Source organism: Mycoplasma pogonae (assembly GCF_054170725.1).
This window is the reverse complement of the sequence record NZ_JBSWZS010000001.1, coordinates 122,290-145,295: the sequence shown is the minus strand read 5'-3', so window position 1 is coordinate 145,295 and position 23,006 is coordinate 122,290. Positions and strand designations below refer to the sequence as shown.

General features: G+C 27.1%; 16 protein-coding genes and 1 other RNA gene. 15 read left to right on the top strand and 2 right to left on the bottom strand.

Annotation, left to right across the window (positions count from 1 at the left end; all coding sequences use genetic code 4):
• The first annotated feature begins 9 nt into the window (after window positions 1-9).
• The 7 genes from ACW95P_RS00530 (at window position 10) to ACW95P_RS00500 (ending at window position 8,606) form a co-directional block, all read left to right on the top strand.
• The gene (locus ACW95P_RS00530; RefSeq protein WP_457961271.1) at window positions 10-759 is read left to right on the top strand and encodes an MIP/aquaporin family protein; all 750 of its coding nucleotides are present in this window, start codon (window positions 10-12) and stop codon (window positions 757-759) included.
• A gap of 284 nt (window positions 760-1,043) precedes the next feature.
• A complete protein-coding gene (locus ACW95P_RS00525; RefSeq protein WP_457961270.1) occupies window positions 1,044-2,027 on the top strand; it encodes a ribose-phosphate pyrophosphokinase in 984 nt (327 codons plus the stop codon).
• 1 nt (window position 2,028) lies between these two features.
• A complete protein-coding gene (gene rsmG, locus ACW95P_RS00520) occupies window positions 2,029-2,730 on the top strand; it encodes a 16S rRNA (guanine(527)-N(7))-methyltransferase RsmG (RefSeq protein WP_457961269.1) in 702 nt (233 codons plus the stop codon).
• 24 nt (window positions 2,731-2,754) lie between these two features.
• A complete protein-coding gene (gene tig, locus ACW95P_RS00515; RefSeq protein WP_457961268.1) occupies window positions 2,755-4,047 on the top strand; it encodes a trigger factor in 1,293 nt (430 codons plus the stop codon).
• Window positions 4,048-4,304: 257 nt separating this feature from the next.
• A complete protein-coding gene (tig, locus tag ACW95P_RS00510) occupies window positions 4,305-5,588 on the top strand; it encodes a trigger factor (protein ID WP_457961267.1) in 1,284 nt (427 codons plus the stop codon).
• Window positions 5,589-6,402: 814 nt separating this feature from the next.
• On the top strand, window positions 6,403-8,001 hold the full coding sequence (locus ACW95P_RS00505; protein WP_457961266.1) for an APC family permease: 1,599 nt from the start codon (window positions 6,403-6,405) through the stop codon (window positions 7,999-8,001).
• Window positions 8,002-8,102: 101 nt separating this feature from the next.
• The gene (locus tag ACW95P_RS00500) at window positions 8,103-8,606 is read left to right on the top strand and encodes an adenine phosphoribosyltransferase (RefSeq protein ID WP_457961265.1); all 504 of its coding nucleotides are present in this window, start codon (window positions 8,103-8,105) and stop codon (window positions 8,604-8,606) included.
• Between the two features lie 188 nt (window positions 8,607-8,794).
• Here ACW95P_RS00500 and ACW95P_RS00495 read toward each other — a convergent pair whose 3' ends face one another.
• Window positions 8,795-9,454: a S1 family peptidase gene (locus ACW95P_RS00495; protein WP_457961264.1), complete on the bottom strand. Its 660-nt coding sequence runs from the start codon at window positions 9,452-9,454 to the stop codon at window positions 8,795-8,797.
• Between the two features lie 113 nt (window positions 9,455-9,567).
• On the opposite strand from ACW95P_RS00495, the gene ACW95P_RS00490 reads away from it, so the two are divergent.
• From ACW95P_RS00490 to ffs, 7 genes are all read left to right on the top strand, one after another.
• On the top strand, window positions 9,568-11,007 hold the full coding sequence (locus ACW95P_RS00490) for a hypothetical protein (RefSeq protein ID WP_457961263.1): 1,440 nt from the start codon (window positions 9,568-9,570) through the stop codon (window positions 11,005-11,007).
• Window positions 11,008-11,054: 47 nt separating this feature from the next.
• Window positions 11,055-12,455: a hypothetical protein gene (locus tag ACW95P_RS00485; RefSeq protein ID WP_457961262.1), complete on the top strand. Its 1,401-nt coding sequence runs from the start codon at window positions 11,055-11,057 to the stop codon at window positions 12,453-12,455.
• Between the two features lie 177 nt (window positions 12,456-12,632).
• The gene (locus tag ACW95P_RS00480; protein ID WP_457961261.1) at window positions 12,633-14,306 is read left to right on the top strand and encodes a PTS transporter subunit EIIC; all 1,674 of its coding nucleotides are present in this window, start codon (window positions 12,633-12,635) and stop codon (window positions 14,304-14,306) included.
• 12 nt (window positions 14,307-14,318) lie between these two features.
• A complete protein-coding gene (locus ACW95P_RS00475; protein ID WP_457961260.1) occupies window positions 14,319-16,718 on the top strand; it encodes a PfkB family carbohydrate kinase in 2,400 nt (799 codons plus the stop codon).
• A gap of 50 nt (window positions 16,719-16,768) precedes the next feature.
• A complete protein-coding gene (locus ACW95P_RS00470; protein WP_457961259.1) occupies window positions 16,769-17,005 on the top strand; it encodes a hypothetical protein in 237 nt (78 codons plus the stop codon).
• Window positions 16,995-17,651: a GntR family transcriptional regulator gene (locus ACW95P_RS00465; protein ID WP_457961258.1), complete on the top strand. Its 657-nt coding sequence runs from the start codon at window positions 16,995-16,997 to the stop codon at window positions 17,649-17,651. Before ACW95P_RS00470 ends, ACW95P_RS00465 begins: the two co-directional genes overlap by 11 nt.
• A gap of 56 nt (window positions 17,652-17,707) precedes the next feature.
• Window positions 17,708-17,792: signal recognition particle sRNA small type (ffs, locus tag ACW95P_RS00460), an RNA gene on the top strand.
• A gap of 93 nt (window positions 17,793-17,885) precedes the next feature.
• On the opposite strand, the gene ACW95P_RS00455 is transcribed toward ffs, so the two are convergent.
• Window positions 17,886-18,590 carry a hypothetical protein gene (locus ACW95P_RS00455; RefSeq protein ID WP_457961257.1) on the bottom strand — a complete coding sequence of 235 codons (705 nt, stop codon included), beginning with the start codon at window positions 18,588-18,590 and terminating at the stop codon, window positions 17,886-17,888.
• A 109-nt stretch (window positions 18,591-18,699) separates the two neighbouring features.
• On the opposite strand from ACW95P_RS00455, the gene ACW95P_RS00450 reads away from it, so the two are divergent.
• Window positions 18,700-22,998, top strand: coding sequence for a PolC-type DNA polymerase III (locus ACW95P_RS00450; RefSeq protein ID WP_457961256.1), 4,299 nt, complete (start codon window positions 18,700-18,702; stop codon window positions 22,996-22,998).
• Window positions 22,999-23,006 lie beyond the last annotated feature (8 nt).

The window sequence follows — 23,006 nt, the reverse complement described above, 5'->3', positions numbered from 1 at the left end:
GAGAAGTTAATGAATTTAGACATTTTATCTGAATTTTTAGGTACTATGGTGCTAGTGCTACTAGGTAACGGTGTTGTAGCTTCTGTAAGTTATAAAAAAATGTATGGAAACCAACACGGGAAATGAATTGTCATCACTATGGCATGAGGGTTTGCAGTAATGATGGGGGTGGTTGTTTCGCTGTCATTAGGAGGTAATGCACATCTTAACCCCGCTGTTTCATTATTTACTTTAATTTCCTCAAAAGGTAATTTTGAATTCTGAAGATTTATTGTTTACATTATTGTACAAGTTTTAGGAGCAATGGTAGCACAAAGCTTACTATTTTTCCTAAACTGAAAACACTTAAAAGAAAATGATCTAGATACTATTAAAGCTAGTGCTTGTACTGGACCAAATATTCGTAACGCTGAAGGTGGACTGGTTCAAAATATTTCGTATGAATTTGTTGGCTCAATGGTATTGTTGGGACTAATTCTTGCTTTTGGCCGTGGGAAAAATCAAGATGCATTGGCAAGCTTGGGACCTTTACCTGTAACTTTCTTAGTAATGTCAATTGGAATGAGTTTGGGAGCTGTAACTGGTTATGCAATTAACCCAGCTCGTGATTTTGGCCCAAGAATGGTATTTTACATCACAACTAAATTTTTATTAAAACACCCTGAAGCTAACAAAAAAGTTGACTGAGGTTATGCTTGAATTCCTGTTGCAGTTCCATTATTTGCTGGAGTTGTAATGGGATTATTTGGAATGATTTAATCCATTTAAAACAAAAATAATTAAAGCAGCTTAGATGTGGTTGCTAATTCAACATTTACAACAAAAACACTAAAAAATTGCTTTTAGTGTTTTTGTATTTTAAAATTAAAAATTTATTAAATTTGCCCATTATTTATATCAATTAATACAATTGTGAATTTTTGTTTCCAAATAAATCTTAAAAGTTAGTTAAGTTTTATTAATCTTAACTAGTAATATAGTAAAATAATTGTGTTAAATAAATTAACTAAATCAAATGAATAAAGGATTAAAATTGTTGCAATATGCCTAATAACTCAAAACAAGTTTTATTCGGAATGAATAACTCAAAAGAATTAGCTCAAAAAATTTCTCAACATATTAAAATTCCCGTTTCAGAAACACAAAGAACAGTTTTTTCAGATGGGGAAATTTTAGTCAATGCTGTGGAAACAGTTAGAAACTGCGATGTTTATGTTGTTGCATCAGCTTCAGCACCAGTTAATGAAAATATTATGGAATTATTAATTTTTATTGATTCTTTAAAACGAGCTTCTGCTAAAAGTATTAATGTAATTTTATCTTACTATGGTTATGCGCGCCAGGATCGAAAAAGCAAAGGGCGCCAACCGATTAGTGCAAAATTAATTGCTAATTTATTATGTACAGCTGGTGTAAATAAAATTATCGCAATTGATTTACATAACCCATCAATCCAAGGATTTTTTGATATTCCAGTTGATGATTTACGTGGTCAATTTGTTTTGGCTGAACATATTAAAAAATACTCAAATAAATTTACAATTGTTTCGCCTGATCATGGTGGAGCTGTAAGAGCACGAATTTTGTCAGAAATTATTTCTAACACTGTTGAAATTGCTATTATCGATAAACGGCGTACCGGACCTAATCAAAGTGAAGTTTTAGGATTGATTGGTAATGTTCAAAATCGAGATGTAGTTATCATTGATGACATGATTGATACTGGAGGAACAATTATTAAAGCTGCGGAGGCTTTAAAATTAAACGGAGCTAAAAAAGTTATTGTTGCTGCAACACATGGACTATTTTCAAAAGGGTTTGAACTTTTTGAAAATTGTGATTTTGTTGACAAGGTAATTGTGACTGATTCAGTACCTTCCGTTAATGAATTGGCGCAACAATTTTCGAAACTAGAAGTTGCCTCATTAGCATCATTTATTTCAGAAGTAATACTAGCTCATTGAGAAGGCTATTCGGTATCTGATATTTACCAAAAATTACGTACTAAAATTTTTAATGAGTCTTAATATGACATTGGAAAATGAAAAAAAATTTGCTGCTTATGTTAATAATTTAGAAATTTTTGCAAAACTGCAAAAATATGTAGCTTTAATTGAGCGAGAAAATCAAAAAATGAATTTAACCGGTTTTAGTGGTGAACGTTTATGGCTGGAAGGGATTTTAGAATCTATCATTTTACTAAAAGCTGGCTTTGATCAATTTTTAGCAAATCAAAATAATGCTAAAATTTTAGATATTGGTGCTGGAGTGGGTTTTCCTTCAGTTCCTTATTTAATTTATTTAAATGGCAAGCATGAATTTGTAATTTATGAGCCTTCATCAAAACGAGTAAAATTTTTAAATTTAGTAAAGCAAGAATTAGATTTACAAAATTTAACAATTATTCAAACGCGTGCTGAAGATGTCAAGCAATATGATATTTTTGATTGTATTACAGCTCGAGCAGTTACTGAGTTAAAGCAATTAATTCAAATTAGTTATCACCTTGGTAAAAAACAAAGTCAATTTTGTTTTTTAAAAGGACCTAAATTTAGTGAAGAGATAACCAAAGCAAAAGAATTAAAAAAAGTAATCCCAAAATTAAATTTTGAAATTGAGAAAATCACAATTTCTAATCTTGATAAAGACAATTACTTAATTAAATTTCAAAAATTAGATCCCACACCAAAAGGCTATCCTCTGCCTTGGTCGCAAATTATTAAAAAATAGAAATTTTAAAATAGAAAGATAAAAATGAAATTAAAGCGCAAATTAAATAAAGAAAAAACAAAATTAATTTTTTATGGTAAATGTGATTCTCAAACTTGAAAAGAAGCACAAATAAAAGCTAAAAAAGAGATATTAAAAAATACAGTAATTCCGGGATTTAGAAAAGGCAAAGCACCAATAATGCAAGTTAATAAAAATTTTTCTTTAATAGAATTTTTGGAAAAAACAGCTGAACAATTCTTAGAGAAATTTGTTGAATTAACTGAAGAAAATGCATCAAAAGAAAAATTTAATTTACATGAACCTTTTTATTCAATTGAGACATTGACAGAAGATAAGTTAGAGTTTCTTGTTATTTATGAAATTTTGCCTAAAATTGATTTAAAAGGGTACAAAAATACAGGAATAAAATTTATTAGGCCTAAAGTTACTAAAAAAGAAGTTCAAAAAAAAGTTAAAGAATTTTTGGATGAATATAAGACAGAAATATCAACAAATGGTCCAATTAAATTAGGTGATGTAGTAACACTTGATTTTAAAGGTTCTATTTTTATAAAAGGGAAAAACATTAAAGAAAAAACATCACTCAAAAATTACAAAATAAAAATTGGTTCAAACGATTTTGATGTTCTTGAAAAAATTTTAATAGGAAAAACAAAAGGTTTTAAACAAAAAATTGAGTTAAATATTGATGAAAATTTTCAGAAAATTGAAAAATGTTTCAATGGAAAATCAACACTACATTTTAAAGTTGAAAGCATTAAGAAATATAAATTTCCAGAATTAAATAATGATTTTGTAAAATCTTTAAAAATAAATAATGTAAAAACTATTGAAGAGTTTACTGATTATTTAGAAAATTTATTAATAAATGAAAAAACAAAAAAAGCAAAACAAGATTTTAAAGAAAAAATATTAAATAATATTATTAAAGAAACAGAAATCCCTATTTCTGATGAATTATTGTCAGAAGAGATTTATAGTCTTAATATTGTTTTTGAACATTCATTAGAAGAAAAAAATATAACAAAAAAACAATATTTAAAAACAAAAAAAATTACAGAAGATGAGTTTTTCTTACAATTAAAAGAAAAAGCTATAGAGTCGGTCAAAAAAGTAATAATTTTTTCTAATTTTTTTAAAAATGAGAATTTAAAAGTGACTGTAGAAGATTATGAGCAAAATCTTGAGTATTTAGCAAAAACATATGGAGTATCGAAAAAAAGTGTTATAGAATTAATGCCTTCTGATGGCCAATGAGGGAAAAAGATTTTGGAAGATAAATTAATTGATAAGTTGATAGAATGAAACAAATAAAAATAAATTAATTTTTTCTTACATAAATTTTTACTAATTATATCTTAGAATATTTTGTATTTAAATTTTGTAATTTAATTCGAAAAATTTAGCAAATTTTTTATATCCAAAAATTTAATTATTTTTAAAAAATAAATAAAAAATCTGTAAATAAAAGAATTTTTTAAAAATAATTTATAATGTATTAACTTAATTTACTACTATTTTTTTGAAAATAAGTGAGTAAAAATTTCAAAATTAAACTATTAAGGAGAAAAATGAAATTACGTCGTGAAGTTGATAAAAAAACATCCGAATTAAAAGTTTATGTTGAAGTTGATTCAAACGTTTGAAAAGAACAACAAGCAAAAACAAAAAAAACATTATTAAAAAATGTTGTAGTTCCTGGATTTAGAAAAGGGAAAGCTCCCGCAGCTCAAGCGGAAGCGAGAGTTTCTCAAGCTGAAGTTTTAGAAAAGGCTGTTAATAAATTATTGCCTGAAGTAGCTGAAGCTGCTGCTAAAGAAGTAACAAAAGATGATATTGTTTTAGATCAACCAAGTTACACTATTAACAAAATTACAGCAGATGAATTAGAGCTTGTTGTTATTTATCCGGTTTTCCCTGAAATTGATTTAAAAGGTTATAAAGATACAGGTATTAAATTTGAAGAACCAACAGTTACTGAAGAAGATGTTAAAGAACAAACTGCCAAAATGTTAAAACAACATGCAGTACAGGTTTCTGTTGATGGGCCAGTTAAAATGTATAATACAATTATCTTTGATTTTGAAGGGTTTATTGATGGACAACCATTTGAAGGTGGAACGGCCGAAGATTTTGAATTAAAAATTGGTTCAGGACACTTTATCCCAGGTTTTGAAGATGCTCTAATTGGAAAAGAAAAAGGTTTTGAAGGTGAAATTAATGTAACTTTCCCTGAAAACTATCACATGAAAGATTATGCTGGGAAACCTGCAATATTTAAAGTAAAAATTAAAGATATTAAAGATTATGATTTACCTGAGTTAAATGATGAGTTTATTACTTCATTGTCAATTCCTAATGTAAAAACTCTTGCAGAACTAAATACTTATTTAAAAGATTTAACAGAAAGAGAAAGAACTGAAGCTGAACGTGAAAAATTTAGACAAAAATTGTTTGAAAATATCATGAAAGAAACTGAGTTAGTTTTCCCAAAATCATTACTACTAAAAGAAATGCAAAAAGTTAATACAACTTTTGAAGGTTCATTAAAAGAGCAAGGATTTAGCAGAAAAGAATATTTAGAATTAACTGGACTTTCAGAAGACCAAATTGCTGAACAAGTTGAAATGGAAGCAGTAAAGAATTTAAAAACTTCATTAATTTTTGCTGATGTTGCTAAAAAAGAAAACTTAGAAGCTACTGAGGAAGATTACAAAGAAGAATATACAAAACTAGCAAAAATTTACAACATTCCAAAAGTTGAAGATTTAGAAGCGATGTTGCCAAAACAAAACTTACAAATTCCAATTTTAAACCGTAAAGTTGTTGACAAATTAATTGAACTAAATAAATAATAAAAATATTTTCAAATAGATTTTACTTTTTGTAAAATCTATTTTTTATTTATCAAGCTTTTGCATATTTACAATTTAAAAATTTGATAAACCAAAAAATAATAAAAAACATTTGCAATCTAAAAGGTTAGCAAAATGTTAATGCTAAATGTTTTGAAGAAGTAATTGAAAATTTAGTTAATATTTTGCAATGTATTTTAAGTGTGAAAAAAGCCAATAATGTATTTTATTTTCATATTTTAAATTCTGCACAAATATATGTAATTGGAGCTAATTACATAAAATACGATTTAGTTAAAAATATTAACCAAATATGCTTTGCTGCTAAATTCTAATTATTCTAAAAAATAGCCTAATAATTATAAAATTATTAAGATGTCTTTGTCAGAGATTAGATAATAAAACATTTTAATTATTTTAAATAAAAAACTTTTTTAATTTATTTTTTACATAAAAAAACAATTTATTTTAAAAAGATTGCTAAAAATCACTTATTTTTTTAATTTTAAGTATAATTTTATGCAATTAAACAACTTTTGAAATGAAAGGAAAGGCATGACTTTGCATAAAAATCTTACTTATATGATGATTATTGTCAAAAAGGCTATTGACTTTGCTTTTATTTTTTTCTATACAATTTGAGGAAAAAAGCGTTCAAAAGGGTAATATTATAAGTTTCAATTAGTAAGTTTTTTAATAATTGTTATTGCCAAAATACTCTTATGAACGGATAGACAAAAATCCCTAATAAGAGTATTTTTTGTTTAATTAAGATTTTGTGTAAATATTATTTTAGAAAGGAGAATCACATTCAATGTCACAAAGTTCGACAAAAAAAATTGGTTTCTTTGTTGCCCTAACAATGTTGTTGGGTTCAGTTGTTGGTATCGGAATTTTTTTTAAAAATGCTTCGATTGCCAAAGCAACTGATGGGGAAGGGCTGGTGTGGTTATTCTCTTGAATTGTTGGGGGAGTAATTGCGGCCGCTGCGGCATTATTATTTTCTGAATTAGGTTTTTTTAAAAATACCAAATTATCTGGTGTTGGAAACTGAGCTCACAAAGTTGGAGGCAAAACATATGGGTACTTCACTTCTTTTGTATGAGCTTACTTCTATTTTGGAATCTTACTGGTAGTTTTAGGAATCTTTGTTTCTGAATCATTAATTACTACAATTGTAATTATTTCGGGATCGACTACTGCAGTACCATTTTATGTTAATGTAATTGTAGGTCTTGTATTATCAGTTTTATTCTTAGTATTAAATTATGTAAGTATTAAAGCTAGTGGATGATTACAATCAGTAACTACAGTTTTAAAATTTGCACCAATTTTAGTTGCAATCATTGTAGGGCTAGCATATGCTGGTACACATAATGTAGTAAATTTAGAAAATCCTGAAAAAAGTGGAAAAGATGCTTTTGATGTAGTGGGTTCAGGAGCTGCAGGATTTACAAAATTAATTGCTGCTCTTCCTGCTGTTTTATTTGCTTATGATGCTTTCTTAAACGTTGCCGTTTTAGGAAAAAAAGTTAAGAAATCAAGTAAAAATATTCCTTTGATCATTATTGTTGGAATGTTATCAGTTGTTGTTTTATATACATTAGTAGCTGTTTCATCAATTTTACATAATCAAGGAACAATCCAAAGTTTAATGAATGATTCATTACCTAAAGAAGCACAAAAAGGAATTGCTATTTTTGTGTGATTATTCATTACAATTTCTGCTTTTGGAGTTATTAATGGATTCTCAGCTGCGGCAGTAGCTGAATTATCAAGACAAAAAGAATTAAAATTATTATTTGGAATGGGGCGTTTAACTTCTAAATTTTCACCATTAGTAGTTGATGCAATTTTATTTACAGCAATTCTTGCCTTTTGATCATTAGTAATTTCTGTACCTGCTTTAGCCTTGGGGGGGGATAGATTAGTTGATGGAGCTTCAAACTTCCCAACGTTATTCACTTTCTTCTTACATGGAATTACAATTGGGTTGTACTTATTCAAGAGATACAAACACCCAGAAGTTGTAAAACAAAAACGTTACAGCCAATTACGCAAAGGACTAAATGACATTTTGGTTTACAGTTTTGGATTTGTGGCTGTAATTGGATTAGTTGGAACACCAATTGCTTGATTAATCTTGTTAATAAAAGATTCTTTTACCAATTTAGATTCAACAATTTCATGAGGTGTATTTTTCGATTCAGATCCTGCTTTAAAAAACTGGCAAGGACTAGTTGTGGCGCTTGTGTATATTTTACTTTTTGTAGCACTACCAGCCCTAAATTACTTGTTAGTGAAAAAATTTGAAAAACGTGATTTAGTTAAAGATTTTGACGAAATTGCTGGAACAGATGAAGAAGACGAAGATATTGTTCATGTTGTTGTTAAACAAGAAATAGCTGCTTAATTTTAAAAAATGTTTTATAAACACGGGTAACCGTGTTTTTCTTAATAATTTTTTTAACTTTTTTGAAAAATTTAAAGTTAAAAAATATATACTTTTACAATATGAAATTAATTAAATACATTCGTGATGTCCAAGACTTTCCTAAAAAAGGAATTTTATTTAAAGACATTTCACCTTTATTAGCTGATGGTAAAGCTTTACAATATACTATTAATAAAATGGCTGAATTAGCAAAAGATGCTGATATTATTATTGGTCCTGATGCTAGGGGATTTTTATTTGGAACTCCCACTGCGGCGCAATTAGGAAAACCATTTATTATGGTGCGTAAACCAAATAAATTACCGGGAGAAGTAATTGCATTTGAATATGATTTAGAATATGGTTCAAATATTTTAGAAGTTCAAAAAGGAATGATTAAACCTGGTCAAAAAGCTATTATCATTGATGATGTTTTAGCAACCGGAGGAACATTAGACGCCATTATTAAATTAGTGGAATCCCAAAATGCAATTGTTGAAAAAATTATTGTTTTAATGGAATTGGAAGATCTAAAAGGGCGTGAAAAATTAAACGCCCCTGTTGAAGCCTTAATCAAAATTTAATAAAAAAATGTGTTTAACATAAAAATTAAACTTTATATTTTAATGATCTCTAAATTCAATGGAGATCATTATTCAATTTAATTAATATTTTTCGTGATTGCGATATTTTGTATTGTTTAGATAAATTTATAGCTATTTTTTTGTTTTTATTCCCCTATTAATTCAATTATAAAAATAACCTTATTTTTTTAATTATTTAAAAAATTTAAAACATCATTAAAAGGTATTACGAAATAAAAAGAATTAACAGTTTCTGATAAATTTATTTTATTTTTAAAAGAAACAATACCAATTATTTGGCCGTATTTATTAAATAATGGTCCTCCACTATTGCCTTCCTCTATTTGACCATAAACTCTAATATATTTATTTTCATCAAAGTAATTAACAGTTGAAATTATTCCTTCTGATATAGCTAGTCCCATGTTTAATGAATTACCAATTGTATATACTTTTTCTCCTAAAATGTAATTTTTATTAATTTCAAATCCTTTATTTAAATCTTTAGATTCAAATAAAGCTAAATCTTTTTCTTTTGATGATTTAATATAATTCATTTTTATAAAATCATTTGAATCAAATTTTCTATATCAATATTCAATATTTTTATTTTCAGAATTTCTAGGCAATATATGATGGTTGGAAATTATTTTATTTTGATAAATAGTTCCTGTTGCAAAACTTAAATCTTGATTATTTTTTGTTATTTTAATTTCTACAACATTTTCGAAATAATTTTGCAAATTATTTTCTTCAATTTTTGAGCAAGAAATCAATAAAGGTGTAATTATTATTGGTAAACCAAGAATGCTGAATCTAATAATTTTTTTAATCTTTTTATTTTTCATAATAAAAATTATATATGTTTTTAGAAAAGTTATTAAAGTCAAATATATCTAATATTTTTTAAATTTCCTTTATAATTTAAAAAAAATTAAATAATTAAAAAGGAGTTAAAATAATGAATAAAAAAATTAAAAAAATATATAAATTTTTAAGTTTGTCTTTTTTTGGGACATTAACCTTATTTTCAACGGTTTCTTTTTCGCCAAAAATAAAAAGTGAAAAAGTGATTAAAAAAGAAGGAAAAAATGAAAATAACTATAGAAAATTAAATTCTACTAAATATAGTAATCAAGATTTTTTAGATTTTACAATGGAAAATTTTACTAACATATACTTGAGTGAAGATAACTCGTATTTTTATTTTGAAGAAAAAAGAAAAAGTAAATCTAATAGAAGATATTTTTTAGAAATAAACGATGAAAAAGGTACAGTTAATTTTTTAGTAGAAATAGATAAAAATAATTTTAAAAAAGGTTTTTTAAAATTTAACTGAATTAAGTCTGAGGGCGATTACAAAATAGAATACGAAAAAAATATTTTTTATTTTAGTGATCTAATTGAAAAAATATTATCTAATAAAAAAGGACAATTTTTAGATGGATTACTTGATTTTCTTGGAGGTGTTTTTTACGGCATTGGTGGAAGAGCTGCAATAGGAGCTATCAGCAATATAACTGCACAATCAGCGCTTAAAGCTGCGCTTGTAGCAGGGGCGGGAGCAGCGACACTAAGTTCCATTCCTGCTATTGTTGATTTTGCTGGTGAATCAGGTATAGGATTTTTTTCAGCACACAATTCATATTTAAACCCTGCGGCCAAAGAAAGTGAAAAAGAATCTAAATCTTTAGAAGAACTTTTAAAGGGAGAAGCTGATAATTTTTTAAAAAACTTAGAAGAAACAAAAACTAAATTTAAATTAAAACATGTTGCTTTAACTAGCTCATTAGAAAATGTTTATTCAGTTACTAAAGAAAAGGTTAAAAGTAGATTAAAATCTACAAATGAAGATAGGTATTATTTATCTGTATTTCCAAAAGGAAAAGCAAAAAGCATACTTGATTTTTTTGATTATCCAATTAATCTTTTTGAAGCAATAGTTGTAGTTTATTCATCACCTTCTGCATATGATACTAAAGGAAAATCGCTAGATAAATTTTTACAACCTAAATTTGACACATTTTCAATTTTAGGTATAGAAGATTATTTATATCACACTATGACTAAATTCAATTTTGCATTTTGAAAAAATACATTTGATGTATATACAAAAAAACATTCAAATGCTTACATATTAGCTAACTCTGTTTCATATATTTTAAATGAGGAATTAGGAAATCTTATTTTAAATGGGAAATATGTAAATGAAAACAATGAATTATGAGCACCTTTAGAAGAGGATTATGATGGCAGAAATGCAATTCAATTTAAACATATACATGTACAAAAAGGAATAAAAACATCTTCTGATGAATGAAAATTAAGAAAACTTTCTCATATTTTATATGGAGATCCTGTTTTTAATGACAAAAAAATTGCAAAAAAATTTAAAAATTAAATATTTTTAAATTTTTTTAATTTATTTTTTAAAAAAGGAGTATTAAAATGATTAGTGCTAAAAGTTTTGAAGAAGTAACCCAAAATTTAAAAAAATATAAATTGAAAAAAACAAAGTTAGGAAAAGTGAATTTTAATGACATTTATCATATTGATGGCTCATTTTATGATGATGGTTTTGATATGAATAAATTAACATTTGATCAAATAACAGACATTTTTTGTTATGAACCTGATCGTGAAGAAATTTGCCTTGACACCAATCATGAATTAGATTTTCAAAACAAGAATGATAAATATATTGATGACCCATCTATTATGTTTTTTCGAGAATATAAGACTCTTAAAGCTGTAGATAAAGATTATGATCTTTACATTTTAAAAAATGAATATTTTGGTTATGATAGCTCTAAACTTGACTTTTTAATTAATAAAAGAAGACAACCATTTTTAAAATATCCTTTGTTTTATTTTCCGAAACGAGAATTTAAAAAACAAACTTTAATTTTAGTTAAAAATAAACCTGTAGATGGCAAAGCTGAATTTTTCTTTAGAATATCAGATTATTGTGAAGTTATTTATGGTTATAATGTAAAAACATCCTTATTCCAAGATGCTGTTGGTGAATTCATTAAAGAAATTTTTGGATGACCAATTATTAATTATTGATTAAAAGATACAGTGGATTCAATTCATAATTATTACAATGAAATAGATTTTGAAACCCAGCTCAATGAAGTGTTAACAAAAAATAATTTTAAAGAAATTACAGTTATGGATATTTTAAAAAATTACATAATTGTCTCACTAATGAAAAATGTTAGATTTAAAGAAAATTGATTTTTAAATAATTCTCATAAAAATAAGATAATTGAAAAAGAAATTTCCGATAAATTTGGTAATTTTTATGATTTATTAAAAAGCATTACAACAATTGATTTTAAAATTTTTAACACTCTTAATCCAAATTTTAATAATTATGAAAAGTATCATTTTTGAGAAGATAAAGAATTTAACTATTTAAAATTTTTTAAAGTAAGTGAAGACTTCATCGATGTAAAAGAATTACCTAAAAAAAATCAAAAAATACAAGAAAATTATAAAAAAGAACTAGATGAAGAAAAATCAAAACTTTCAACAACTGAAACATTAAATACAATTCAAGATGTTTTTCCTAGTTTTTTAAAAACTGGTTTTAATATTCATCAAATAATAGGTAATAATCCTAACTTTCAAGAATGAGCTTTTAATGACAATGTTATTATTACAAGTTCAATCAAATGGCCAATATTAATTTGAGATCAAAGAAATTTTGTTAAACCATTTTATAAATTTGTTATTCCATTTAATGTTAATAATTTTTATGATGCTGAAAATTCAAAAATATTTTTTGAAAAACTTTTAGTAGCAATTAAAAAATTTAATAACTTATTTATAAAATTAAACTAAAAGCTAAATTTTTAATATAACTTACCCTTCAAAATTTTTGAAGGTTTTTTTATTTTTTGAAATATAACTTATTTTTTTTATTGCAATTTTTAAAAAACTTGTTATTACAAGTAAAAAATAAAAAAATTGAGTTGCTATAATTTTTTTACTCATTGAGATTTTAGAAAGGAAAAGCACATGTTTTCAAAATTAAAAAATAACAATTTTGATTGAAATGATGTTTCAGAAAAAGTTATTGCTAGCTTAGGTGGTAAAGCAAATATTAAATCGATTTATCACTGCGCAACTCGCTTGCGTGTTGTTTTACATGACAAAACTAAAATAAATAAACAATTATTGAATGTTGTGCCTTTGGCTAAAGGACACAATATTACTGATGAAGAAGTACAAATTATTTTTGGAGCTGGAACTGTTAACAAAGTTCATGATAATTTTGCCAAATTTTTAAATAATTTAAATTTAAATCAAGCAATTGATGCTAAACCAGCAAAAGCGCCACTATGAAATTATCAAATTAAATGACACTCAAATATATTTCTTATTTTAAGAAAAGCATTACGTTCATTTGCAGAAATTTTTATTCCCCTAATTCCGATTTTTATTGCGGGGGGATTATCGCTTGCATTAAATTCATTATTTAATACAATCAATAAAACTTCTTATGAAGGTAAAAGTCAAGATCTAATTAATTTAGCTTGATTTTTTGAATTAATTGGTGGTGCAATTTTAGGATCACTTCCAGCTTTTGTAGGTTATACAGCTATGAAAAAATATGGCGGAAATCCAATTTTAGGATTAGCGATTGGAATCATTATGATTTTCCCAGGGCTAATTAATGGTTGATCTTCAGGGACAGTATTTGAATCTTTACCAATTGGTACAGCATTAAAAGAAGGAGCGAAAATTGGACAAACACATACCTATTCATTATTCCCTTCAGCACCAGCTTTTTTTAGATTTGACTTAATTGGATACCAAGCTCAAGTATTTCCTGTTTTATTAATTGTGGCTTTGGGATACTGAATTGAAAGATTATTAAAAAGAATTACTCCAGAATTTTTGGCAATTATTGTTGTGCCATTTTTTACAGTTATTGGAGCAACATTCTTAGGATTTTTATTTGTAGGACCACTAGGAAGATATATCGGAATTGGAATTGGAATTGCAATTAATGCTCTTTACACTTACACAAACTGATCTTTCTTTGGGTTAGGTGGATTAATTATTGGGCTTGTTTACCCATTTATGGTTTTGACTGGCCTACATCAAGGAATTTTACCAATTGAAACCCAGTTATTAACACAAACTAGAGCGGATTATGGTCACTCATTTACTTGAATTACTCCAATTGCAACTGTATCAAATATAGCTCAAGGAATGGTTGGATTATTCATGATTATCCTATTATTTAAAAAATCCCCTGTAGCAATTTCTAAAGCGGTTTCTGGAGGAATTTCAGCTAATTTAGGAATCACTGAACCAATTCTATTTGGTGTTAATTTACCAAGTCGTTTTGGATTACTTGCAGCTTCATTAGCTTCAGGGGTGGCTGGATTTTGATTGGGGATGACACACACCGTTGCCAATTCTCAAGGTTCAGCTTCATGATTAGGAATTGCAGTACAATTTGATTATTTTGTAAGCGAAAATTATCAAGCATATTTAACAAAAACCGGTGCAAGTGATTTATTACCAAATTTAGCCCCAGTTGCTAAAATTGCCATTGGAGCTGTAATATCCACTGTATTTTCTGGAATTTTTACATTTGTTCTAGGGAAGTTTGCATTCAAAAAACAATTAGCTGATTTTATTGCTCAAAATCAAAGCCAAGCAGCGGTTACGTTGCAATAGCCTAAAAATATCATGCATTTAAAAAAATGAAAACAACAGCAAGCAGCTAAAATAAATTTTTGAAAAAATAATGCTCAATTTTCCAAGCTAAATATTAAACAAAATCAAGATCAAATTTATAAAAATTTTTTGTTAATGCAACAAAGTAATTTTTATAATCATTTACATCTATCACCTTTTGGTGGTTTACTAAATGATCCCAATGGCTTATTTTTTGATGGTAAAAACTATCACATTTTTTATCAATGAAATCCTTTTATTGCCCAGCATAGTACGAAACATTGAGGTCATTACATTACTCCAGATTTTTATCATTTTACAAATTTAAAATTAGCTATTGCTCCAGATACCGCTCAAGACATTGATGGTGTCTACTCGGGTGGGGCATTTACAAATAATCAATCAGCTTTTGTTTATTGAACCGGCAATGTTAAAGCGAATTCATCTAAAGATCAAATTGCCACATCTTTTACATTATCTGCCCAACTAATTAAAAACCAAGTAACAAATAAGCAAATTTTGTTTGAAGTAGATCAAACAAAATACACACGTAATTTTCGTGATCCCAAGCCACTTTATTTGAATAATCAGTACTATTTAATTCACGGAGCTCAAAAACTTGATTTAACCCCTACGTTAGTTGTTTATAGTTCTCAATATCCGGATCGTGATTTTACATTGTTAGGGGAAATTACAATCAAAAATTTTGATCCCGAAAAAGCTTTTATGTATGAGTGTCCTGATTTTGTTCAAATCGATGGCAACGATATACTAATTTTTTCAACTCAGGGTAAAAATTATTTTGGTCTTAAAAATCAAAATCGTGATCAAGCTATTGCTTTAGTGGGAAAAATGGATTGAACAAATTTAATTTTTAAAAACCAAAAATTAAATTTTATTGATATTGGTTTTGATTTTTATGCTCCACAATTTTTTAGTCAAACTAATAAACTTTTGGGATGAGTTGGGATTCCTGATGATGATGCTTGACCCACATTAGATCAAAATTGAGCTCATAACCTTTCTCTTGTAAGAGAAATTCAAGTGAAAGATCACGCTATTTATCAAAAGCCAGTTTTAAATGCTGGGCAATTTAAAAAACAAAATGCTAAATTGATCCCACAAAATTTTATTTTTAATAAACGTTTATTTAAACTTCAAGCTGCTAATATTGGTAAAAATTTTAGTTTAGTTTTTTACAATGATAAAAATGAGCGAATTAGTTTTAATTATGCTAATGGTGTTTTAGAAATTAATCGATCAGCAATGAGTTTGCAAACTAGTTTGCCAAATCGTGAAGTTTGAATAAGAAAAATTACAATTACAAATTTTGAGCTATATTTAGATAATTCCATTCTTGAAATTTATTTTAATAATGGAGCAGATGTTTTTACAACAAAATATTGAATCAATGGCAAATTAAAATTAAAATTTGTAAATTTAAAACTTTTAGGTCAACAGTTATTACAACTTAAAATGAACTGAAAAACAAATAAAACAATGATTTTGCCGGGTGAAGCTTTGATCGATCGTTATAATGAAAGTCAAACTACATTAGATAAAGTGGGAGGAGCACCATTAAATGTTGCTGCAGCAATTAACAAATGAGAGCTAAAAACTTATTTTTTAGGAACTATTGGCAATGATGTTGAAGCTCAAACAATAAAAACTTATTTTAAGAAATACAAATTAAGTCAATTGCATTTGGAAACAGTAAATCAACCTACCACAATTGCTAAAGTGACCCTCCATAATGATGGTGAAAGAACTTTTCAATTTCAACGAGGAGCGGATGCAGCTTTAAAATATAAAAAACTTAAATATGATTGTCTCGTTTTATCTTCGGCAACAGCTTTTTTAGGACAAGAGCTATTAAAAACTTATGAGCAATATTTACAAGATGCACTTGCAAATCAAAAAATAATTTGTTTTGATCCCAATTATCGTGAATCACTTTATCGAAATCAATTAAGTGATTGAATTGAAAAAACTTTAAAATTTGCTAAGCATGCCAATCTTTTAAAATTATCACAAGAAGAAGCTGCATTATTAATCAATGCGCCGCAAAAACAACAAATTAAATTTTTTCAACAGTTAGGACCACAACTAACTTTAATAACTTTAGGAGCAAAAGGTGTTTTAGCAATTACGCCTAAAAATGCTAAAATTATTAAAAGTATTAAAGTTAAACAAGTTGATTCAACTGGAGCGGGAGATACATTTTTTGGTTTTGTAATTGCTCAAATTTTGCAATTAGAACTTGATTGAAAAAATTTAGAAATTAATACAATTACAAACTTAATTAAACGTGCAAACGTTGCTGCGGCTTTAGTTACAACTAAAAAAGGTGGAGCAGAAAGCATTCCTACATTACAAGAAGTTGATGCTTTTGATTTTATATGAAAAAAATAAGATTAACATTTAAAAATAAGTTGCTAATTATTTTTGTTCTAATCGAAATTTTGGTTTTAATAATTGGGTTAATTGTTGTTGCTGTGACTGATTTACAGCATACATGATTTTTATGAATTATTATTCCCTTAGTTTTTGTCTTTATTGCAGGACTATTAATTGCAGGCTTTTATTACATATTTGCTAATGATTTTAAGAATTTTTTGTTAAAAAAACAGCAAGAAAAACAAAAATTTTTGAAAATGGAAAATGATCTAAAAAATTTTAAGGGACAGCATGACAACTAAAGAGCAAATTGTTTGTGATTATATAAAAAGCTTAATGAAGGAAGAATATTATAAAAACAATGTTTTGCCTTCAGAAAATTTTTTAATGAATAAATTTGCTTTTTCACGCCAAACAATTCGGAATGCTTTACAAAAATTAGTTTCTAAAAATATCATTTATTCAGTGAAAGGTAAAGGCTATTTTTGCAATTTAAATTATTTTAATGTTTTAAATTCTTTTTCTGATCAGTATGGTAATAAAGCTTCGAATGTATTTATTAAAGTTGTTGAACATACTGATTTTAATCCACACTTTAAAACAAATCATTGATATGAAATTATTAAGATTCGTTATTTTGAAAACAAACCTTTTATTTATACACGCCAACATGTTGAACAACAAATTTTTCAACAATTAAATTTAGAGCTTAGTAAAAAATCATTGTATGCCGCTTTTGATGAAGCGGGATTGCAAATTGATCATGCTATTAAAACGATTGAAGTTGTTGATTTTTCTGAAGATATTTTGTTGTTTGCGGTTAATAAAAAGTCTCATGGGATTTTATTAACTTCATTTACTTATGCTCAAAATAAAAAATTGTTAGAATATTCCCAAAATTACTACTATGATAATTTTACTTGATCTTTTATTGAAAATTTTAACTAGCTAAGTAAAATCAAATTAAAAAATTTTCTTCAAATAAAAAATAGTGTAAAATAATAATGCCGATGAAATAATAACCTTGTAACTTGGTCAGGTCAGAAATGAAGCAGCCACATCAAGAAGTGTTGTGTTCGTCGGTTTTCTTTTGAAAATTGTAGAAATAAACTTAAACTAGTTAATAATAAAATTAACTAGTTTTTTTAATTTATTTATAAAGCATAAAAAAACTAACCCTCATTATTGGTTAGTTTGTAATTTGGTAGCAGCTTGTTTTTTGCTATATATCACTTTTAGCGTTAATAGGCCAGCATAAATAATTGTACCTGCAATTTGAAAAATAATAATAATTCAAAATACATATGCTGGCGCAGCTATAATCCCTTGGTGCTCATAAACTTTTCCTAATAATCAATTTAGTGATCATGATAAATTAAACAAAAAACTGTTTAGTAACACAAAGAAAGAAAAGTCTCGAAAGTCCTTTGCTTTGATCGCTTGCCATACAAATGGTAAAAAAGCAATTGTATTTAGAAATAGTGTGAAGAATAGTGCAATTCCAATGATTACATCATTACTTCAATAAATGTTTAGCCCAAAGAAAACTCCGATAATAATAATCCACAATGCAACTCAGCTAGTAAACAAGCCGCCAAACAATCATAAATTTTTATTTTGATTGCTTTTTAAATACATGAAGATAGTTAGTAAAGCAATTGCTAAAGATAATAAATTGGCAATTTCAATATGAGTATACTTAGTTTTTAATAATATACCATAAAAAACTCCGAAGGATGTCCCTGCAGCAATCAAGATGAAAGGAAAAAAAGCGTGAGAACTATAACGTTGATCCTTTTTAGTGAATAAGTTAATTAATTGTGGCACTGATTGAATAGTTAAAAATAGTAACCCTATTCATGCAAATGTATCGATCAATTCTGTCATGTCGGTAATTATTATAAACCAACTTACTTTGTTTACTTTTAAAAATAAAAATATTTTTTTAACTCAATGAAAAATTAAAAAAATAATTAAATAATTTATAATAAAACACATGGACAAACTTTTGTTAAACTTTTGTGAAAATATTAAATTTATGATTCCTGCAGATTGGGAAAAAGCAACATTAAGACCACTAGAAGGTGATCCCAACTATAATTTAGAAATTTCTTTTTTTAAATTACCGCATATTAAAGATGTTTTGACTTTTGAAGAAAAAAATAAGTTATCACCTTTTCGTTTTAAAATTCGTTATCATTTTAAATATCAACTTTGTGAATACAATTTAATTCGTGAATATTTAATTTTTCTAATTATTAAAAATAGAATTTTTGATTTTTCAGTCCCTTGAGAAATTTTTGATATTGAATTAGATCAAGAAAACACATATGTATTTTCAACTTGAAATCGAGCTGTTTGAGAAAGCATTGAATCAAAATTTGGAGATATCCAACAAGCTTTTATAGATTTTGGTTTAGATAAAATTAAATTGAAATTTGTGTTTAATTTTCAACAATACGAAAAAGAAGAACGCAAGCGCCAATTGCAAATGGAAAAACTTTCAGAAAGTCTAGAAGCAGAAAATAATGCAGCAAAAGCAAATAATAATCAAATGGGTGACAAAAAATATTTAAATAATTGAAAGAAAAATAATTATGTAGTACATACAATTGATGAATGTTTTACTTCTTTTGATACTCAAGTAGCTATTGAAGGTGAAATTTTTAAACGAGAGGAATTTGTTACTAAAAGTCAAAAAATTGTTATTGTGCTGTCAATCTCTGATGGTTCAAATGCAATTAAAGTTAAAATGATGGCCGATGCTAATAAATTACAAGATTACAGCGAGTATAAAAAAGGTATATGAATTTCTGTTAGTGGCGACTTACATTATGATGATTTTTCAAAAGAAAGGTCTATTTTTGCTAAAAGCATTTTGCTTTTAGATAACGTGAACCAACAAAGAAGCGATAATGCAAGTACAAAACGAGTTGAACTTTCTGTAAGAACTACAATGAGTGCGATGGATGGAATTGCTACTGCTAGTGAATATGTCCAACTTGCTGAACGGCTAGGTCATAAAGCTATAGCAATTTTAGATACCGACTCCTTACAATCTTTCCCTGATTTTTTTAAAGCAACTAGTAAGTCAAGTGTTAAGCCAATTTATGGAGCTTCTTTTTCTTTAATTGATAATAGTTCTAATATAGTTATTAATCCCAAACATGTTGATCTAGCAACATCTAAATATATTGTTTTTGACTTAGAAACAACAGGTCTATCACCTCGTTTCAATGAAATTATTGAGTTTGGTGCAACAATTATTGAAAATAAAAAAATTGTTCAACAAATTCAGTTTTTTGTAAAACCAACAAAAGCAATTCCTGAAGAAATTACAAAATTAACTGGAATTACAAATGCCATGGTTGAGAATGCAATTTCTCAAGAAGAAGGAATTCAAAAAATTTATGAAATTTTAAAACAAGGAATTCCAGTTGCCCATAATGCAGCATTTGATGTAAATTTTGTTAATGAAAAAGTAGATTTTTTTAATTTAAAAAAATTAGATATTCCTGCAATTGACACTCTAAATGTAGCAAGATTTTTATACCCTAAACAAAATAAATTTAGACTTGAAAATTTAGCAGCTCGTTTAGAAATTGTTTATGATTCAACAGTTGCTCACCGAGCTGATTATGATGCTCATGTTTTGGCAAATGTGTGAATTAATTTTTTAGATAAATTAGAAGCTCAAAAAATTTTCAACATTATGGATTTAGCTAATCAAAAAACACCAGCCCTTTTAGCAAAACAATTTCCACGTGAAATTAGTATTATCGCTAAAAATAAAGCGGGATTAAAAGAATTATTTAAATTAATTTCACTAGCATCAACGGATAATTTTTATGGTGGCCCTAGATTATTTATTGATAGTTTACCTCAAAGTGAAAATTTATTAATTGGATCCTCAACTTTAAAATCAAGAGTAATTGATAAAATGTTGTTTAGTTCCAAACAAGATTTATACAATGAAATTAAGTATTATGATTATATTGAAATTCCACCTTTGCATGATTTTTTACATTACTTTCATCGAGGATGAGATAAAGAAGCAATTAAAGAAGCAATTAAAGATTTAATTTTAGAAGCTAAACGTCAAAATAAATTAGTAGTTGCAGTTTCTGATGCCCGTTATTTAAATAAAAAAGAAGCTAAATTTCATGAAATTTATATTCACTCCAAAGGAGTGGGTGGAGTGCGTCATTATTTATATAAATATGATAATCCCAACCCTGTATATCCATTGCAATATTATTTAACAACTGAAGAAATGTTAGAACAATTTAATTTCTTGCAAGATCATGATTTAATTTGAGAAATTGTTGTTGGTAATACTAATAAAATTGCTGACATGATTGAAGATAAAATTGAAGTTGTTAAAAAAGATTTATATGCCCCAAAATTTGATGATTCAGAAAAAAAATTACCCCAATTAGTTTTAGAAAAAGCACACCAAATGTATGGTGAACAGCTACCTGAAATTGTTGAAAAACGTTTAAAAAGGGAACTTGAACCAATTTTAAAATATGGTTTTGATGTTGTTTATTGAATTTCTCACAAATTAGTTCACAAATCAGTTTCTAATGGCTATCCAGTTGGTTCGCGTGGATCGGTTGGTTCCTCCCTAGTGGCCACATTAATTGAAATAACAGAAGTTAACCCTCTTGTGCCGCATTACATTTGTAAGCAATGCAAGTTTTCAGAATTTTTTGAAGATAGCGAATATTCTTCGGGTTTTGATTTACCTGATAAAAAATGCCCACGCTGTATAGATGTTGATCTATATAAAGATGGACAATCAATTCCGTTTGAAACTTTCTTAGGTTTTGAAGCTGATAAGGTACCTGATATCGATTTAAACTTTACTGGTGAATACCAACCAGTAATTCACCAGGAAGTACGTAATTTATTTGGAACTAATCATACTTTTAGAGCGGGAACAATTTCTACAAATGCTTTAAAAACCGTTTATGGTTATATCAAATCTTATCAAGAAGAAACCGGAAAAGAATTTTCTAATTCTTTTATTGAATATTTATCATTAAAATTAGAAGGAGTTAAACGCACTTCAGGACAACATCCTGGAGGAATAATTATTATTCCTAAAGAATTTGATGTTGAAGATTTTACTCCAATTAATTACCCTGCTAATGATATTAATTCCAATTGAAAAACAACACACTTTGATTTTAAAACTTTGCATGATAATGTTTTAAAATTGGATATTTTAGGTCATGTTGATCCCACTGCGATTCGGATGTTACAAGAATTAACTGGAGTGAAAAGTAGTGAAATTCCAATGAGTGACCCTAAAATAATTTCATTATTTAATTCAACAGAAGCTTTAGGAATTAGTCCAGAAGAAATTGGTGGTGAAACCACTGGGGCTCAAGGTTTGCCAGAATTTGGAACAAAGTTTGTACGTCAAATTTTGAAAGCTGCCAAACCAACAACGTTTGCTGATTTAGTTTCAATTGCTGGTCTATCACACGGAACTGATGTATGACTGAATAATGCTGATAAGTTAATTACAGAAAAAAAACTGAAGTTAAAAGATGTCATTTGTTGTCGTGATGATATTATGATTTATTTAATTAATAAAAAAATTGATCCAAGACATTCATTTGACATCATGGAGCGGGTAAGAAAAGGGAATTCCGTAACTCCAGAACAGGAAAAAATTCTAGTAGAAAATGGAATTCATGATTGATATATTAATTCAATGAAGAAAATTAAATATATGTTTCCCAAAGCTCATGCAACTGCATATGTAATTATGGCTTGAAGAATTGCTTACTACAAACTTTATCATCCCCTTGCTTATTATTCAACTTATTTTTCTGTAAGAGCGGATGTTTGTGATATTGAAACTTTATTGGGCGGCAAAGATGTAGTTGATCGAAAATTAGTTGACTTAAATAAACGTGAAAAATCATGAAACAAAAAAGAAACACTAACAACAAAAGAAAAAACATTAATTCCTATTTTTTCAATTGCGCAAGAAATGTTTGCGCGTGGTTTTAAAATTGAAAATATTCAGCTGAATAAATCAGATGCAAAAAACTGAATAATTAATCACGAAAATAATAGCTTAATCCCCCCTTATACAGCTATTGATGGTTTAGGTGAAGCTCAAGCTATTTCAATTATGGAAGCATTAAAAGATGGCCCTTTTTTATCAATTGAAGATTTAACAGAGCGCACCACATTAAACAGTACTTTGATTAAGAAAATGAAAGAGTTAAAAATTTTAGATCAACTTGAAGAAACAAATCAAATGACTTTATTTTAAAACTTAGT